Annotated in this window: 15 protein-coding genes; 12 read left to right on the plus strand and 3 right to left on the minus strand. The window is 42.8% G+C overall.

Going from position 1 to position 17,231, the window contains the following annotated elements; translation table 11 throughout:
• The first annotated feature begins 190 nt into the window (after window positions 1-190).
• The 6 genes from ACWPW6_RS16605 (at window position 191) to ACWPW6_RS16630 (ending at window position 8,353) form a co-directional block, all read left to right on the plus strand.
• Window positions 191-1,420: an efflux RND transporter periplasmic adaptor subunit gene (locus ACWPW6_RS16605; RefSeq protein WP_244316450.1), complete on the plus strand. Its 1,230-nt coding sequence runs from the start codon at window positions 191-193 to the stop codon at window positions 1,418-1,420.
• The gene (locus ACWPW6_RS16610; protein WP_249999426.1) at window positions 1,420-4,560 is read left to right on the plus strand and encodes an efflux RND transporter permease subunit; all 3,141 of its coding nucleotides are present in this window, start codon (window positions 1,420-1,422) and stop codon (window positions 4,558-4,560) included. Before ACWPW6_RS16605 ends, ACWPW6_RS16610 begins: the two co-directional genes overlap by 1 nt.
• Before the next feature lie 201 nt (window positions 4,561-4,761).
• The gene (locus ACWPW6_RS16615) at window positions 4,762-7,260 is read left to right on the plus strand and encodes a heavy metal translocating P-type ATPase (protein ID WP_249999427.1); all 2,499 of its coding nucleotides are present in this window, start codon (window positions 4,762-4,764) and stop codon (window positions 7,258-7,260) included.
• A gap of 58 nt (window positions 7,261-7,318) precedes the next feature.
• Window positions 7,319-7,588, plus strand: a complete 270-nt coding sequence (locus tag ACWPW6_RS16620) for a glutaredoxin family protein (protein ID WP_154624850.1) — start codon at window positions 7,319-7,321, stop codon at window positions 7,586-7,588.
• A 44-nt stretch (window positions 7,589-7,632) separates the two neighbouring features.
• Window positions 7,633-8,097, plus strand: coding sequence for a Cu(I)-responsive transcriptional regulator (gene cueR / locus ACWPW6_RS16625; protein ID WP_196713705.1), 465 nt, complete (start codon window positions 7,633-7,635; stop codon window positions 8,095-8,097).
• 58 nt (window positions 8,098-8,155) lie between these two features.
• Window positions 8,156-8,353 (plus strand): heavy-metal-associated domain-containing protein, encoded by a 198-nt coding sequence (locus ACWPW6_RS16630; protein WP_249999429.1) that lies wholly within the window; start codon window positions 8,156-8,158, stop codon window positions 8,351-8,353.
• Between the two features lie 192 nt (window positions 8,354-8,545).
• On the opposite strand, the gene rraB is transcribed toward ACWPW6_RS16630, so the two are convergent.
• The gene (gene rraB, locus ACWPW6_RS16635; protein ID WP_195848196.1) at window positions 8,546-8,956 is read right to left on the minus strand and encodes a ribonuclease E inhibitor RraB; all 411 of its coding nucleotides are present in this window, start codon (window positions 8,954-8,956) and stop codon (window positions 8,546-8,548) included.
• Between the two features lie 163 nt (window positions 8,957-9,119).
• Between rraB and argF the strand changes: the two genes are divergently transcribed.
• On the plus strand, window positions 9,120-10,145 hold the full coding sequence (gene argF, locus ACWPW6_RS16640) for an ornithine carbamoyltransferase (RefSeq protein WP_154624846.1): 1,026 nt from the start codon (window positions 9,120-9,122) through the stop codon (window positions 10,143-10,145).
• Window positions 10,146-10,285: 140 nt separating this feature from the next.
• On the opposite strand, the gene phnX is transcribed toward argF, so the two are convergent.
• Both phnX and phnW read right to left on the minus strand, forming a co-directional pair.
• Window positions 10,286-11,095, minus strand: coding sequence for a phosphonoacetaldehyde hydrolase (gene phnX, locus ACWPW6_RS16645; protein ID WP_249999431.1), 810 nt, complete (start codon window positions 11,093-11,095; stop codon window positions 10,286-10,288).
• Window positions 11,092-12,207: a 2-aminoethylphosphonate--pyruvate transaminase gene (phnW, locus tag ACWPW6_RS16650; protein WP_249999433.1), complete on the minus strand. Its 1,116-nt coding sequence runs from the start codon at window positions 12,205-12,207 to the stop codon at window positions 11,092-11,094. The genes phnX and phnW overlap by 4 nt, the downstream gene beginning before the upstream one ends.
• 140 nt (window positions 12,208-12,347) lie before the next feature.
• On the opposite strand from phnW, the gene phnR reads away from it, so the two are divergent.
• The 5 genes from phnR (at window position 12,348) to phnV (ending at window position 16,970) form a co-directional block, all read left to right on the plus strand.
• Window positions 12,348-13,067 (plus strand): phosphonate utilization transcriptional regulator PhnR, encoded by a 720-nt coding sequence (gene phnR / locus ACWPW6_RS16655; RefSeq protein WP_249999435.1) that lies wholly within the window; start codon window positions 12,348-12,350, stop codon window positions 13,065-13,067.
• A 113-nt stretch (window positions 13,068-13,180) separates the two neighbouring features.
• On the plus strand, window positions 13,181-14,194 hold the full coding sequence (gene phnS / locus ACWPW6_RS16660) for a 2-aminoethylphosphonate ABC transporter substrate-binding protein (protein ID WP_249999437.1): 1,014 nt from the start codon (window positions 13,181-13,183) through the stop codon (window positions 14,192-14,194).
• A 7-nt stretch (window positions 14,195-14,201) separates the two neighbouring features.
• Window positions 14,202-15,311, plus strand: a complete 1,110-nt coding sequence (gene phnT / locus ACWPW6_RS16665) for a 2-aminoethylphosphonate ABC transport system ATP-binding subunit PhnT (protein ID WP_249999439.1) — start codon at window positions 14,202-14,204, stop codon at window positions 15,309-15,311.
• 1 nt (window position 15,312) lies between these two features.
• On the plus strand, window positions 15,313-16,182 hold the full coding sequence (gene phnU, locus ACWPW6_RS16670; protein WP_249999441.1) for a 2-aminoethylphosphonate ABC transporter permease subunit: 870 nt from the start codon (window positions 15,313-15,315) through the stop codon (window positions 16,180-16,182).
• Window positions 16,176-16,970: a 2-aminoethylphosphonate ABC transport system, membrane component PhnV gene (gene phnV / locus ACWPW6_RS16675; RefSeq protein ID WP_249999443.1), complete on the plus strand. Its 795-nt coding sequence runs from the start codon at window positions 16,176-16,178 to the stop codon at window positions 16,968-16,970. The genes phnU and phnV overlap by 7 nt, the downstream gene beginning before the upstream one ends.
• Window positions 16,971-17,231: the final 261 nt, after the last annotated feature.

Consider the following 17,231-nt stretch of genomic DNA (forward strand, 5'->3'; position numbering starts at 1 on the left):
CAGACTTTTCTTTAATCATTAAAACCCAATATCAGCATTGATTTAATTAACAATAAATTCATCTTTATCACTAAATCAACCTTTATCGTATTTAAAAGTTGACCTTACAACTACTGTAACCTTTACCCTGCCAAAACATTTTTTATTTAACGTTAAAGCTAACAACGAGATCAATAATTAGGTAAGGTTTATGATAAAAATGAAAATCGGAATATATGCTGCATTTATTGTAGCGATGAGTATAAGCGACCTAGCTATCGCACAAGAGACAAATAATGATAATAAATCAGCAGCCGCGAATTCTGCTATGCTGCCTAAAGTTCCTGTCGCGGAAGTTATTCAACGACACATTATCCCTTCTGCTGAATTTACTGGTTATCTCGCCTCCCCAAAAACCGTTGATGTTCGCCCCCGCGTTGGCGGACGTATTAATTCAGTCGATATACCTGAAGGGCAACGGGTTAAAAAAGGAGATTTACTCTTTCAAATCGACCCCCAACCTTTTCAAATAGCGCTACTTGAAGCGGAGGGGAAATTAAGCCAAGCAGAGGCTTTAGCCGCGCAAGCCAATCGAAATTACCAACGCCTTAAAGGGTTGATTAATAAAGGCGCGGTTTCCCGTAAAGATTATGACGACGCACTTGCTATACTCACCGCAAATAACGCACAAGTGAAATCAGCCAAAGCCGCTGTAGCATCCGCTAAATTAAATTTATCCTATACCAAAATTCACTCGCCCATTGCAGGTCGAGTTGATAGAGCGTTAATAACGGAAGGCAATTTAGTGACTGGTGGCGAGACAAATGAAGCCACGCGCTTAACGACGGTAGTGTCCATTGATCCAATATATGCTTATTTTGATATTGATGAAGCTACTTTCCATAAATTAACAGATTTATATTCATCGTCGATAAAAAATACCGACGTATCCTTGCCTCCCGTGACCATAACGTTACCAAATAACAAGAGCACACCCTATATTGGCAACCTTAATTTTATTGGCAACCAAATCGAACGAACGACCGGCACGGTGAAAGTTAGAGCAGTTATCGATAATAAAGATGGCAAGCTGATCCCCGGTGCATTTATTCGTGCACAACTGCCTATTGGAGAAAAAAGTCCTTCTATTTTAATTGATGACCAAGCCATAGGTTCTAATCAAGGCCAAAACTATGTCTTAGTTCTCGATAAAAATAATAAAGCAGAATACCGCCCTGTCGAATTAGGTGCCATGGTTGATGGTCTCAGAGTCATTAATCACGGTTTAGTTGCGGGTGAGAAAATTATTATTAAAGGTTTGGTCAGACCGGGGATGGAAGTCGCACCTGTAGCTATGCAGTCCACACCAGCAGCAGAAACAACACCATCAACGACAAATAACAAACAGACCACAGCCAATAAAGTTGAGGAGAAACAATAATGAAGTTTCCCCATTTCTTTATACAGCGCCCTATTTTCGCTATGGTGCTATCAATATTTATATTAATAGCGGGGATATTAAGTTTTTATAAACTGCCGCTTAGCGAATATCCGTCGGTAACGCCACCGACAGTTCAAGTTATTGCGAGTTATCCTGGGGCAACACCCAAAGTGATTGCGGATACGGTGGCTTCTCCCATCGAGCAAGCGGTCAATGGCGTCGAAGGCATGCTCTATATGAGTTCGCAGATGTCAACTGATGGAAAAATGGTCCTCACCATCTCTTTTAGGCAAGATGTGGATCCTGATATCGCCCAGATCCAAGTGCAAAACTTAGTATCACGGGTTATCCCTCGCTTACCTCAAGAAGTACAGCAAATTGGTGTCACCACAGAAAAAACGTCTCCTGATGTGTTAATGGTTGTTCATATGTATTCGCCGAATAATGTTTACGACCCTCTGTTTGTGTCTAACTATGCGTTACTGAATGTACGTGATGAAATCGCAAGGTTACCCGGTGTTTCCAGTGCGTTAGTGTGGGGAGAAGGTGAATATGCGATGCGAGCATGGATTGATCCAACCAAAATAGCCGCCTTAGGATTAACTGCAAATGATATTGTTGCGGCTATCCAAGAACAAAATGTCCAAGTCGCCACAGGTTCTATTGGACAACAACCCAATTCAACATCATCGTTTCAAATCAGTATAAATGCACTTGGTCGACTCACAACTGAGGAGCAATTCGGTAATATTATTATTCATTCCGGAAAAGATGGGCAGGCAACTTATTTAAGAGATGTCGCTAGATTGGAGCTAGGCGCTGATAATTATTCACTTCGTAGCTTACTAAATGGGCAAAATGCCGTCGGACTACAAATTGTCATGAGTCCGGGCGCGAATGCATTAGAAGTCGCCGAATCCGTCAGAGAAACCATGGCCCGTTTGCAAACTAACTTTATCGACGGAATCGATTACAAAATTGCCTATGATCCCACCATATTTGTGAGCGCATCTTTAAAGTCTGTTGCCATCACGCTGCTTGAAGCAACTGTATTAGTGGTACTGGTTGTGGTTTTATTTTTACAAAGCTGGCGTGCCTCTATTATTCCATTGGTGGCAGTACCAGTATCTTTAATTGGTACATTTGCCTTTATGTATCTCTTTGGTTTTTCACTCAATACGTTATCGTTATTTGGTTTAGTTATTTCCATAGGAATCGTTGTCGATGACGCAATTGTCGTGGTTGAAAACGTTGAAAGGCACATCTCGGATGGCTTAACCCCAAAAGAAGCTGCATTTAAGGCAATGGATGAAGTTACGGGGCCGATACTGGCTATTACCTCAGTTCTCGCCGCTGTTTTTATCCCCACCGCATTTTTATCTGGTTTACAAGGGGAGTTTTATCGTCAATTTTCACTCACCATCGTCATTTCAACCATTATTTCAGCGATTAACTCACTGACGTTATCTCCCGCCCTTAGTGCAATTTTACTCAAACCACAGGGTAAAAACGTAAAAGCAGACTGGCTGACTCGCGTTATCAACGTAATATTTAGCCGCCTTTTTGCAAAATTTAATGTCTTCTTTAATACCTTGTCTAACAAATACGTTCAGATAGTCCGACGTTGTATCCGAGGAAGTCTGATTATTTTTGTATTGTATCTGGGGTTTGTTGGACTAACCGCATTAGGTTTTAAAGTGGTTCCTAATGGTTTTGTTCCCGCACAAGATAAATACTATTTAATCGGGGTTGCTCAATTACCTCCGGGTTCCTCTCTTGATCGTACCGAAGAGGTCGTCAAAGAGATGTCACGTCTTGCTCTCATGGAGCCTGGCGTTGAAAACGTAGTCGCATTCCCAGGACTCTCTGTGAATGGGCCTGTTAATTTACCTAACTCGGCCCTCATGTTTGCTATGCTCAAACCTTTTGATGAACGCACGGATCCCTCCCTCTCTGCGAACGCCATTGCAGATCGTTTGATGAAAAAATTCAGCCAAATACCCGATGGATTTGTAGGCATATTTCCGCCTCCCCCTGTTCCAGGATTAGGTTCAATGGGCGGCTTTAAGGTGCAAATTGAAGATAGGGCGGATCTAGGTTTTGAGGCTTTAGCACAAGTGCAAGAGCAAGTTCTCATGAAAGCGATGCAAGCACCTGAATTAACAGGGATGATGGCAAGTTTTCAAACTAATTCTCCACAAATCGATGTGGATATTGATCGGGAAAAAGCGAAATCTCAAGGCGTAACACTTACCGATATCTTTGATGCCTTACAAATCAATTTAGGTTCTCTCTACGTCAATGATTTCAATCGTTTTGGCCGCACTTATCGGGTTATTGTTCAAGCGGATACACCATTTAGAATGGATCCAAAGGATATTGAACTGATCAACGTTCGCAACCAACATGGAGAGATGATCCCACTCAGTGCATTAGTCACTATTACGCGTACCAATGGTCCAGATCGCGTGATCCACTATAATGGCTATCCTTCAGTTGATATCACTGGCAATGCAGCCCCAGGTTATACCTCTGGCCAAGCAACTGACGCAATGGAAAAAATCTTACGTGAAACATTACCAGAAGGAATGGATTTTGAATGGACGGATTTAACCTACCAAGAACAATTAGCGGGTAACTCTGCACTCTATATTTTCCCATTAGCGGTGCTATTTGCATTCTTAATACTCGCTGCTCAATACAACAGCTGGTCGTTACCGTTCTCTGTATTATTAATCGCCCCAATGGCGCTGCTTTCAGCTATGACGGGAGTCTGGTTACTGGGTGGTGATAATAATATTTTCACGCAAATTGCCTTTATTGTGCTGGTAGGCCTTGCGGCGAAAAATGCTATTTTGATTGTTGAGTTCGCAATAGCCCAAGAGAAACAAGAAAAAGATCCGCTAACGGCCGTCTTGGAAGCGTCACACCTTCGATTACGCCCTATTTTAATGACATCCTTTGCCTTTATTGCAGGAGTTATTCCACTGGTCTTAGCGACTGGAGCAGGTTCTGAAATGCGGCAAGCAGTGGGGATCGCCGTCTTCTTTGGCATGTTAGGCGTCACTTTCTTCGGTTTACTATTAACGCCTGTATTTTATATGGCGATACGAAAACTAACGTCTAAAAAATCAGCCTAACAAACTCTTTATCGCTAATAAATGGTTCACTAAACAGGGATAGTTTAGTGAACCACTTTTTCAACACAAAAAAACATCTATAAAACAATAGAATACAAATAATCATTATCAATCTATACAATAATTAAAAATAATGCTTGACCTTCCCCTTAAGGTAAACGTTAGTCTTTACGTAATGAAGAAATCCAAGAGGGTAAGTCCATGACAACGAATATATCTCACTCTTCCGTTAATAGGCTGAGTTTACCAGTAGAAGGCATGACCTGTGCATCCTGTGTTGGTCGTGTTGAAAAAGCATTAAACGCTGTCACGAATATTGAAACGGCAACCGTGAATTTAGCAACTGAGCGTGCAGACATCACGTTCAAAGGCCAAGCTGATCCGGCTGCGGCTGTTCGTGCAATAGAGAGTTCAGGTTATAAAGTCCGTGAAGAGACAACTGAATTAGCGATTGAAGAGATGACCTGTGCATCTTGTGTTGGTCGCGTTGAGAAAGCATTATCACAAATCCCCGGCGTTATTGAAGCGACTGTTAACTTGGCAACAGAACGCGCCCGCATTCGCCATTTCTCCGGCGCTGTCACTATCGATGATCTCGAAGCCGCGATAGTGCAAGCTGGTTATAAACCTCGTCGTCTGTCAGAAACAACGACTAATGCGAATGATCAAGCCAATGAACGTCGTGAGAATGAAGAGCGCTCGCTACGGCGTGCATTATTTACTGCTGCAATATTCACATTGCCAGTATTTATTATTGAAATGGGTTCACACTTTATTCCAGGTATTCATCATTGGGTATCGGAGAACCTTGGACAACAACTCAATTGGTATATCCAATTTGTCTTCGCGACCATTGTACTATTCGGCCCTGGTTTACGGTTTTTCCAAAAAGGGGTTCCGGCACTATTACGTGCAGCGCCTGATATGAACTCACTTGTCGCTGTCGGTACAGCCGCTGCCTATGGCTATTCTGTGGTGGCCACCTTTATACCACAGGTGCTGCCTGTCGGGACGGCGAATGTATACTTTGAAGCGGCCGTCGTTATTGTGACCTTAATTCTGCTCGGTCGTACATTAGAAGCCCGCGCAAAAGGCAAAACCTCTCAAGCCATCAAACGTCTTGTTGGGCTACAAGCTAAAACGGCCCGTGTAGAACGTGATGGGAAAATGATTGAGATCCCGCTGGATCAAGTCATGACAAATGATATCGTTTTTGTGCGCCCAGGCGAGAAAATCCCTGTTGATGGTGAAGTCATTGAAGGGGCTTCTTATGTTGATGAAAGCATGATCACCGGTGAACCTGTACCTGTATCCAAAGAAATAGGCTCTGAGGTTGTTGGGGGCACCATCAATAAAACAGGCGCCTTTAGTTTCCGAGTGACTAAAATTGGTTCGAACACCGTATTAGCTCAGATCATTCGTTTAGTAGAAGAAGCACAAGGCTCAAAACTACCTATTCAAGCATTAGTTGATAAGGTGACGATGTGGTTTGTTCCTGCGGTGATGACAGGCGCGGTGATCACCTTCTTCATTTGGCTTATTTTTGGTCCAGATCCAGCACTAACCTTTGCACTGATTAATGCTGTTGCTGTTTTAATTATCGCATGTCCATGTGCGATGGGGCTGGCAACACCAACCTCAATTATGGTCGGTACTGGACGAGCTGCGGAATTAGGTGTTCTATTCCGCAAAGGTGAAGCCTTACAAGCGCTGCGTGATGTAACAGTCGTCGCTCTTGATAAAACCGGAACATTAACGAAAGGTCGTCCAGAACTCACTGACCTGATCCCAGCTGACGGCTTTGAATATGATGAGGTTTTGTCCTTAGTTGCTGCCATCGAAACGCGCTCTGAACATCCGATAGCTGAAGCGATTGTGACTGCTGCAAACGACAAAGGTCTTGCACTGGCGGCTATAGAAGAGTTTGAAGCCGTTCCAGGATTTGGTATCTCGGCAAAAGTCAGTGGTCGTGCCATCTCTGTTGGTGCCGATCGCTTTATGAAACAGCTTGGATTGGATGTGAGTCACTTCCAGCAATCTGCGCAACGCCTAGGTGAACAAGGAAAAAGTCCACTCTACGCGGCTATTGATGGACGGTTAGCAGCAATTATCGCCGTTGCTGACCCAATTAAAGAAACAACGCCAGAAGCTATCAATGCATTACACGCTTTAGGGTTAAGAGTAGCAATGATCACCGGTGATAATGCTGCGACAGCCGCTGCTATCGCTAAACAGCTTGGCATTGATGAAGTGGCAGCGGAAGTCTTGCCTGATGGTAAGGTTGCAGCTTTAAAACAGTTTCGTCGTAATCACAATAAAGTCGCGTTTGTTGGCGATGGAATTAACGATGCACCTGCACTTGCCGAAGCCGATGTTGGATTAGCAATCGGTACAGGAACAGATGTCGCTATTGAAGCTGCGGATGTTGTATTGATGTCTGGGGATCTACGTGGTGTTGTCGATGCAATTGCATTAAGCCAAGCAACTATCCGCAACATCAAACAGAACCTGTTTTGGGCCTTTGCTTACAATGCGCTATTGATCCCTGTGGCAGCAGGCTTGCTCTATCCAATTAACGGTACCCTGCTTTCACCTATTCTGGCTGCGGCAGCAATGGCACTTTCCAGTGTCTTCGTATTGGGTAATGCCTTACGCCTAAAACGCTTTCAAGCACCAATGAAAGATAGCGCCACTCAATAAATCATTTTAATAGCCAGACTGTATTAAGTCTGGCTATATCCGTAAAAAGGAGATCACGATGACGCTCACATCACAACCGCCAATTCTGATTTATACCACACCAACGTGCCCTGACTGCAAATTGCTCAAAGAGTGGTTGGTGAAAGAACAACTCTCATTTGAAGAGCGCGACCTGACAGACCCGCAAATAATGGCAGAAGCCAAAGCTCGAACGGGTGTACGCGTCGCACCGATTACCCTCATTGGTGAGCATATCTTTTATGGCACTTTTTCATCGCAAAAACCGAGCATTATGGCGATTCTTAAACAAGCGACAACAAAGAACTAGCTATTTTATTTCTTAAAGTATCCGATTGTTGAGGAGATAAAATAATGAATATTGGTCAAGCAGCCAAACTTTCTGGTATCTCAGCAAAAATGATCCGTTATTACGAACAGACGGGCTTGCTCCCCAAAGCAAAGCGCACAACCGCAGGGTATCGCTATTACAACCAATCGGACGTTAATAGCCTGAATCTTATTCGCCGTGCGCGTTCGCTAGGTTTCTCAACCGAGCAGATTTCAGTTTTATTGTGCCTATGGCGCAATAGAGAGCGTGCTAGCGCCGATGTTAAAAATATGGCACTAACACACCTTTCTGAATTAAAAAGAAAGATTCATGAGCTGCAAGGTATCGCAAATACGCTTGAAGCTCTCACTCGACACTGCCATGGTAATGATGATCCTGATTGCCCGATTATTGAAAATTTAGTTAATTCACATGAATACCTTGAAACCCAAGAGGTCAAAAAGGGGCTGTTTGGCAATTTTCCCGCGCATTCAGTAAAAACTGATTGACCTTCCAATAGGGTAAAGCTTTATATTTATCATAATGTTAATCATAGGAGTTAGAAAAATGATAAGTCTTACAATACCGAAAATGGCATGTGGCGGCTGCGCTAAATCAATCACAAAAATCATTTTGGATATTGATGGCAATGCGCAAGTGAACGCCGATCCCTCAACAAAAAAAGTGCAGATCACCAGCAATATGGAAGAAAGTATTTTCCGTACAGCCCTCAGTACGGCGGGATATCCAGCAGATCCAGAATAATCAGTGATAAGAACAGATATCAGGCGAATAAATGTGTAGTCGACGTTCTAAGACATTTATCGACGATACCTTCTTTAATGGCCTTTCACGCGTACTACGTTAACGATTTTAGTGACTGTCGATAGCAAAATGCCTGCTTTTGTTGATTTTACAAGAGCAGGCACATAGGGAGTTGAATCTTAGCTTATTGAATTAGTGGATTCGATCACCTTCGTCGTCATCACCTTCTTCATCATCATATTCAGCATCAGGATCTTCGAAATAAGTTCCCCAGCCGTCATAGTTGATTCCGAGTTTTTCAGCCAATTTCATCAGTTGTTCAACTTGAGCATCTATCAGCTCTGCGTTTAATGCACTCTCACTAATCACATCACAGCACATCAGCGTCACACCGTTTTCAACTTCCAACTCTTCCGCATCAGTGACTTCATAACCTAATTTAAAAGCTTCTACGGCTGCTTTTTCTAATAATTCAAAATTATCAGCAGAGAAATGGTGTTCAATTGCATACAATGCATCAGGATCACTGCCATCTTCCAGTAATTCTTCTATAATTAGACGAGTTTCTTCGTATTGAGCCTCTAATTCAGCTTTATCCACCATATCCACACCTCTTTTTTCATTATCGCTAGTCTCTGGGCCATTCTCCCATAGGGCTGCCAGTGACACCATACCTGAATGAATAATTTCTTTTCTTACAGGGGTTGATTTTGAATTTTTATGAATATAAATTGAATATTAATTCAATCACAAAAGGCTGCATTTTATGAACCCCTTCTATAAAAAGCATTTTCTTAGGTTACTTGATTTTACACCCAACGAAATTCATTCATTATTAAAACTATCAGCTTGGTTAAAAGCACAAAAGAAAGCCGGACTCGAAACCCCACTGCTCACAGGCAAAAACATCGCCCTTATTTTTGAAAAAGATTCTACTCGTACACGCTGCGCCTTTGAAGTCGGTGCTTTTGACCAAGGTGCAAGAGTCACTTACTTAGGCCCTTCAGGTAGCCAAATTGGTCACAAAGAAACCATGAAAGATACCGCAAGGGTTTTAGGACGGATGTATGATGGGATCCAATATCGGGGTTTTAGTCAATCAACGGTTGAAACTTTAGCTGCGCATTCGGGAGTGCCTGTATGGAATGGATTAACAAATGAATTCCATCCCACACAGTTATTGGCCGACCTACTGACCATCCAAGAACATCAACCAAACAAACCTCTTTCAGAGATCAAATTTGCTTATTTAGGCGATGCTCGTAACAACATGGGAAATTCCATGTTAGAGGCTGCGGCGCTCACAGGCATGGATGTTCGTTTAGTCGCACCAAAAAGTTGTTGGCCAGAAGCAGAACTCGTTGAAATTTGTCAAAAAGCAGCGTTGAAAACAGGAGGGAAAATCACGCTCACTGAAAATGTTGCAGAAGGTGTTAAAGATGCTGATTTCCTGTATACCGATGTTTGGGTGTCAATGGGGGAAGCAAAAGCGGTTTGGGCCGAACGGATTCATTTGCTTAAACCGTATCAAGTGAATATGGATACGATTCAGTTAACCGGTAACCCTGATGTTAAATTCCTACATTGTTTACCCGCATTTCATAACGAAGACACAACGCTCGGCGCTCAACTTGCCCAAGAGTTTAATCTGTGGGGTGGACTGGAAGTCACTGAAGAGGTTTTTGAATCTCCATACAGTATTGTGTTCGATGAAGCGGAAAACCGCTTGCATACAATAAAAGCGGTAATGGTTGCAACATTAGCACCTGAATTACCGAGTGGTATCATTTAATTGTATAGATTAGGTCGGCACTTATTTGAAGCTGTATTCGAATCTGTATTTGAAGCTGTGGTGCCTACTAATAGGCATCGAGATAATAGGCGCCACAATATTGTACAGATTCGAACTCAACCTATAAGCGATACGGCCACTTAGGGTCTTTCGCCATTAGCCAGTCGCACATTTATCTTCTCTATGAGGTCAGGTAGATTAGCTAATGTATCAATAACATAGTGCGCACCTGCGGCAAATAACTTATTGGCGGCTTGCTGACGCAAATGCGCAACGTCATCGGCTGACATGCGTTGATATTCATCCCATGTTTTACCAAACTCATTCCCTGATAAAGCGAGGCCAACACTCCACATCCCTGCATTACGCCCTTCTTCAATACCAGGTGCGGCATCATCAACCTTAATACAATGAGCAACCGAGTCGATACCTAACTCAATAATATTTTGTAGTGCCATCCATGGACCTGGGCGACCACCAGCCACTAAGTCATCACTCGCAATCCAATAGTCCGGTCTATAGCCTAATTTTTCTGCTGCTGGAACCAATTTTTCCATCACGGCTCGCGGATAGCCAGAACAAGAACCGATTTTGATCCCAGATGCACGCAATATACTAACTGTATCGACAACCCCTTCAATTGGAGCAGCAAAATCGACGACTTTAGCAATTTGCAACGGCATAAATGCCTCATAAATGGCATTAATATCATCGGTCGTCATTGAACGACCAAACCTGTGCTGCCAACGTGCATCAATTGTTGGTAGTTTTCCTAACGCTTCAATATGTTGCCATTTGCCTAGCCCCATAGGTATACGAGCCTCTGCAAGCGTAATATCGATATCAAACACGCCATGAAATGCCTCAATAAAAATTTGGGTTGGCGCAAAAGAACCAAAATCAACGGTAGTCCCTGCCCAATCTAAAACGACTGCATTAATACGCTTCATACTGACTCCTTATTTTCCCAGTAAATAGCCTGCTTGATTGCAACGAGTAATGCGGCAATATCTTGTTGATACACTTCACCAATGTTCCCAATACGAAAACAATCACTTTGCGAAACTTTACCGGGGTAAATAACGAAGCCTTGAGCTTTCAATCGTTCATAAAATTGCTTGAAATGATAATCAGCAACTTTAGGTGAATAAAAAGCCGTGATGATAGGAGATTGCCAATCATCCTTAAGTAAGGTTTCAAAGCCTAATTGACGCATCCCCGTGACTAATTGACGTTGGTTTTGTGAATAACGTTGGTAACGAGCAGTAATTCCCCCTTCTTGTTCTAGCTCTTTTAAGGCTTGTGCAAAAGCCAGCACCGTATGAGTTGGAGATGTAAAACGCCATTTACCATGGTATTTTTCCATGCACTCCCACTGCTCATAGAGATCTAACGATAATGAACGTGAATACTTTTTACAGACAAGTAACTGGTCAACACGAGCAATCACAAAAGCAAAACCAGGTACCCCTTGAATACATTTGTTGGCTGAGCTGATCATAAAATCAACGTTAAGCTCCGCAATATCCATGGGAATGCCTCCAAAACTACTCATGGCATCAAGGATATAACGTTTACGATATTGTTTAGCTAGCCTACCGACCGCTTCAACTGGGTTTAATATTCCTGTTGTTGTCTCACAATGCACCATCGCAATGTGTGTGATTTGTTCATCGTCCTGCAATAACTGCTCAATTACCGCAGCATCCGGTAACGAGGTTTCCCCACAATCATACACATGATGAGCAATATCCATACGCTGTGCCATTTCAGCCATACGTGCACCATAAGCGCCGTTACTGATAATCAGCACTTTATCATGCTGACCCATTGTGCTTCCCAATACCGCTTCTACAGCAAAACTACCACTACCTTGTAATAAAACGGTTGTATATCCAGACGTTGTTGTTGCTAGCGATGTCAGCTGCTGACGAATCGATTGCACAACGCCAAGATTATAATCATCATCCCATGTACAACTATCGAATAACATCGCCTCTTTGACGGTTTTTGATGTGGTCAGCGGGCCTGGGGTTAATAACAAATAATGATTTGCAGACATTCAACTCACCTATTGGTCTATACCAGATGGCGAATATAATGCGTATACTTATCACTAAAGGTCAAAGGAAAAATGACATTGCAACAAAAAATTCATATAACTCTGTATAATACAAATGAATTTCAACTTGGTGAAAACACATGAAACCAACCATAGAAGAGCAACCACAATATCGCCTAATCACCGCGCAATTACAGGCAAAGATTCAAAATGGTGCACTGAAAAGTGGTGATAAATTGCCATCAGAACGCGAATTATGTGCGATATATAACACAACAAGGGTAACGATTCGTGAAAGTTTGGCACAGCTAGAAGCCAGTGGTGTGATCTATCGTTCTGAGCGTCGGGGCTGGTTTGTCACGCCGGAGAGACTGTGGCTTAACCCTACTCAAAACACCAATTTTCACAAATTGTGTCTTGAACAAAGACGCCAGCCTAAAACCCTACTTTTGGATGGGCGTGTCGTCACAGTGCCAAGTGAAATTGCAAAACCATTAGCATTGGAGCCTTTTGAACCCATTTATTTACTCACACGTTTACGTTTCGCGGATGAGCGTGCAGTTTGTTATTGTGAAAATCACTGCTTACCTGCCCGAGTGCCAGAATTGTTAAGGCATGACCTAAATGGCAGTCTCACTGAAATATATGAAACCCATTACAATTTGATTTATACCAGTATGCATCTTTCGTTTTATCCAACTGCCATGCCCCTACAAGCTGCTCATGCACTTGGGGTGACAGCTGGCCGGCCTGCCTTGCTATTACAACGTTTGAACTATGATCAGTATGGGCGGATCCTTGATTATGATGTGGAATACTGGCGTCATGATAGTTTACGTATTGAGGTGGAAACCCTGTAGTCGATATCATTTTTTATAAAAATTGGATTATTTCATCTTTTTGTCACAATCTCTGGTTAGCGTAAAAGAAACTGGTATATACCAGACTTCATTTTCGTTAATAGGAGATCATCATGACGTTTTCTCGCCTTTCTTGTTTGTTGATGGCTGCGCTATGTTCAGCCCCCTCTTGGGCCGATTCTGTGGTTACCGTTTATTCAGCAGACGGCCTGCATGATGGCAACAATAGCTGGTATCAAAACCAGTTTAATGCGTTTACGAAGCAGACGGGCATTAAAGTACAATATGTGGAGAGTGGTTCTGGTGCCATTGTCGAGCGCCTTGCGAAAGAGCGAACTAACCCCCAAGCCGATGTATTAGTCACCGTTCCGCCTTTTATTCAACGTGCCGCCACCAGCAATTTATTAGCTAAATTTACCCCAGATGCTGCTCCACATATCCCTAACTCAACCCCTTATTACAGCCCTATCGTCAATAATTACCTGACGTTCATTTATAACGAAAAGCTGTTAAAAACACCGCCAAAAAATTGGAATGCGCTGTTAGATAATCGATTTAAAAACAAGCTGCAATATTCCACCCCAGGACAAGCAGGTGATGGTACCGCTGTTATGCTGCAAGTATTCCATAGCTTTGGGAGCAAAGAGGCTGGTTTTGACTACTTAGGGAAGCTACAAGCTAACAATGTGGGCCCTTCTGCATCAACCGGCAAACTTACCGCTTTAGTCAATAAAGGTGAGTTATACGTAGCAAATGGCGATTTACAAATGAACTTATCACAAATGGCGCGTAACCCTAATGTGAAAATATTTTGGCCGGAAGATAAGCAAGGTGAACGCAGCACACTTGTTCTGCCTTATGTCATAGGCCTAGTCCAAAATGGCCCAGAAACCGAAAATGGCAAAAAGCTGATTAACTTTTTATTAGATAAACAATCACAAAATCGAGTGAGTGAGCTTTCATGGGGGATCCCTGTCCGAACCGATATCACACCAACCGATGAACAGTACCGAACAGTAATGAAAACCATCGATGGTGTAAAAAGTTGGCAACCAGATTGGAATGAGGTGGCCATTTCACTTTCAGATGATATTTCACGTTGGCAACAAGTGACTGAAAGCGAGTGATATACGTATGTTGATGAAAAGAAAAACAAGTTCCTCTACGCAAACGACTGAGCATTCAGGTATTACTCTCGAATCATTGAGAGTCTCTTATCATGATAATGTCGTACTCAAGCCGTTATCTCTCACCATAGAATCAGGTGAGATATTGGTCCTTATCGGCCCTTCAGGGTCAGGAAAAACAACTGTTTTACGTGCTATTGCAGGTTTTGCTCAACCGGACAGCGGGCGTATTTTAATTGGTGATACGGATATTACCCACCTTCCTCCCTATCAACGGGGGCTAGGCATGGTAGTACAAAATTATGCACTCTTCCCACATATGAAGGTGGAAGAGAATGTTGCTTTTGGCCTACGCGCACAAAAACAACCTAAGGCATTAATTAATGAGCGTGTTACTGAAGCACTAAAAATTGTCGGCATGACCGATTATGCAACACGCTATCCTCACCAACTTTCAGGTGGGCAGCAGCAGCGAGTTGCCATCGCACGCGCGATTGCGGTTCGTCCACGAGTGTTGCTACTCGATGAACCGCTTTCGGCTTTAGACGCACAAATCCGCCATAATATGGTAGAAGAAATCGCCCGCTTACATCATGAACTTCCTGATTTAACGATTCTTTATGTCACACATGACCAAACTGAAGCACTCGCTTTAGGTGATAAAATTGGCATTATGAAAGACGGTTATATGGTGGCTCATGGTGAAAAAAATGCCCTTTACCATCAGCCACCAAACCGCTTCGCTGCTGAGTTTTTAGGTCAAGCGAATATTTTACCTGCCACTGTTCTTGGCGCCTCTGCCAAGGTAGGCCAAATTAGCGTGAGCTGCTTAGGAACATTAATTGAAGCGCAAGGCGCTGATTTGCGCACGGGAACGCATAAACTGGTCTGTATTCGCCCACAGCACATTAGTTTATCGTCTCGCTCTGATACCACTAATCAACTGAATGCCACCCTACGTTCAATCAGTTGGAAGGGAGATTTGACGCATTTAATTTGCCAAGTTGCGAATGAAACAATCAGTGTTGCGATCACTCACTTACATCCTAGCCCCCGCATTGGTGATCAGCTTACTTTATGGTTTTCACCCGCCAATACGATTTTAATTGAGGCGTGACATGTCACAAGCTATCGAGACCCATCAGTCATCCAACAATATTAAACCCTATTTTTGGATATTATTACCTCTGTTAGTATTAGCCACTCTATTTTTTTATCCATTATTGTTGATTACAGAGCAGGCATTGCACACTGAGCAAGGGCAATGGGGATTAGAGACTTTTTGGGAAGTTATTGAATCACGCCGTTTTATCAATGGCTTAATTAATACCCTCTACATTGCTGTTTTTGCCACATTAGGCTGCTTAATGATTGGTAGTATTCTCTCTCTCATATTGGTTTTTATACCTTTTACAGGCAGTCGGTTTATCACACAAGTTATTGATACTTTTATCGCACTGCCAACTTTTTTAATTACACTCGCTTTTACCTTCATTTATGGCTCCGCAGGCTTACTCAATGGAACCTTAATGGCACTCTTTGATGTCGAATTACCGCCCGTCGACTTTTTATACTCGGTAAATGGCGTCATTTTGGCTGAAATTACCGTCTTTACCCCTTTAATAATGCGCCCCTTAATGGCGGCTCTACGTCAAATAGATAAAAGCCAATTAGAAGCGGCCAGTATCCTAGGTGCACATCCGGCTAGAGTCATCTGCCAAGTGATTTTTCCTGCTGCACTTCCCGCCCTTCTGGCAGGAGGAAGCCTTTGTTTACTGCTAACGACCAATGAGTTTGGCATCGTCTTATTTATTGGCGCGAAAGGGGTAAACACCTTGCCTATGATGGTGTACAGCAAGGCTATTCTTGAATCGAATTACAGTGTTGCCTGTATGATCGCTTTAATTAATATCTTGCTGTCACTTGGCTTATTTTCACTCTATCGAATGGCTGCCGGTCGCATTAATATGAGGAGATCATCATGCTAATTTGGTCTAAAAAAGGACGTATAATTGCCGCAATAATAGCTATCACCCTATTTGCCATTCTCTTCTTACTGCCATTAGTGATTATTTTAATGTCGAGTTTTAGCCAACAGTGGAATGGCTTATTACCCTCTGGTTTTACATTCATCCACTTTGTGAATGCGTTTCAGGGTCCTGCATGGGATGCGATTTTATCCAGTCTCACTATTGGTTTTAGTGCCAGTTTATTTGCTTTATTTTGTGGCTTATGGGCGGCTTTAGCCTTACGTCAATATTCCTCCAAATTTCAAAAGTATCTTGGGATTGTCTTTTATTTACCTAGCGCAATTCCGTCAGTGTCTATTGGATTGGGAATCTTAGTGGCATTCAGCCAAGGCTATTTACAAATGAATGGCACCTTCTGGATTGTCTTTTCCGCCCACTTTGTCCTAATCAGCGCCTTCACGTTTAGTAATATTTCAACGGGATTGGCCCGTATTTCACCTGATATTGAAAATGTAGCCTTCAGCTTAGGGGCTACGCCTTGGTATCGCTTATACCGCATTACATTGCCATTATTGATGCCATGGATGATATCCGCATTAGCCCTGAGCTTATCATTATCTTTAGGGGAGCTAGGTGCAACCATGATGCTGTATCCCCCTGGTTGGGCAACACTGCCTGTGTCAATTTTCAGTTTAACGGATAGAGGAAATATTGCCGATGGTGCCGCACTCACCATTGTGTTAGTCAGCGTGACGCTTTTGTTAATGGTCAAATTAGAGAGGATCGCTAAGCGACTTAGCCAATAATGAATAGCTCTCTGATTTTATTATTTTTATACAAAATAACAAAAAAGGAATATCAGCATACCAGTAAAAAAATTTATTTTTCTGTATGCAAACGCTTGCGTCGAGAGGAGACACGCGTATAATGCGCCACAATTTGCCGGGAGAAACCATGAACGCTGTTGCTCTATTTGTTTCAAAGAACACCTCCATTGCACTGCCTTCTGGCGGTCTGGACAGCCTGTTTTTCCCCTCCGTATTTCAAGAAAAGCCCCTCATTGAGGG

The sequence above is a fragment of the Providencia sp. Marseille-Q8014 genome, from assembly GCF_965112055.1.

Excerpts from the sequence above, each read along its gene's own strand:
- ACWPW6_RS16620 (WP_154624850.1), top strand. The coding sequence starts at position 7,319 with ATGACGCTCACATCACAACCGCCAATTCTGATTTATACCACACCAACG.
- phnV (WP_249999443.1), top strand. The coding sequence starts at position 16,176 with ATGCTAATTTGGTCTAAAAAAGGACGTATAATTGCCGCAATAATAGCT.
- phnU (WP_249999441.1), top strand. The coding sequence starts at position 15,313 with ATGTCACAAGCTATCGAGACCCATCAGTCATCCAACAATATTAAACCC.
- phnS (WP_249999437.1), top strand. The coding sequence starts at position 13,181 with ATGACGTTTTCTCGCCTTTCTTGTTTGTTGATGGCTGCGCTATGTTCA.
- phnT (WP_249999439.1), top strand. The coding sequence starts at position 14,202 with ATGTTGATGAAAAGAAAAACAAGTTCCTCTACGCAAACGACTGAGCAT.
- ACWPW6_RS16610 (WP_249999426.1), top strand. The coding sequence starts at position 1,420 with ATGAAGTTTCCCCATTTCTTTATACAGCGCCCTATTTTCGCTATGGTG.
- phnX (WP_249999431.1), bottom strand. The coding sequence starts at position 11,095 with ATGAAGCGTATTAATGCAGTCGTTTTAGATTGGGCAGGGACTACCGTT.
- ACWPW6_RS16630 (WP_249999429.1), top strand. The coding sequence starts at position 8,156 with ATGATAAGTCTTACAATACCGAAAATGGCATGTGGCGGCTGCGCTAAA.
- phnR (WP_249999435.1), top strand. The coding sequence starts at position 12,348 with ATGAAACCAACCATAGAAGAGCAACCACAATATCGCCTAATCACCGCG.
- rraB (WP_195848196.1), bottom strand. The coding sequence starts at position 8,956 with ATGGTGGATAAAGCTGAATTAGAGGCTCAATACGAAGAAACTCGTCTA.
- cueR (WP_196713705.1), top strand. The coding sequence starts at position 7,633 with ATGAATATTGGTCAAGCAGCCAAACTTTCTGGTATCTCAGCAAAAATG.
- ACWPW6_RS16605 (WP_244316450.1), top strand. The coding sequence starts at position 191 with ATGATAAAAATGAAAATCGGAATATATGCTGCATTTATTGTAGCGATG.
- phnW (WP_249999433.1), bottom strand. The coding sequence starts at position 12,207 with ATGTCTGCAAATCATTATTTGTTATTAACCCCAGGCCCGCTGACCACA.
- ACWPW6_RS16615 (WP_249999427.1), top strand. The coding sequence starts at position 4,762 with ATGACAACGAATATATCTCACTCTTCCGTTAATAGGCTGAGTTTACCA.
- argF (WP_154624846.1), top strand. The coding sequence starts at position 9,120 with ATGAACCCCTTCTATAAAAAGCATTTTCTTAGGTTACTTGATTTTACA.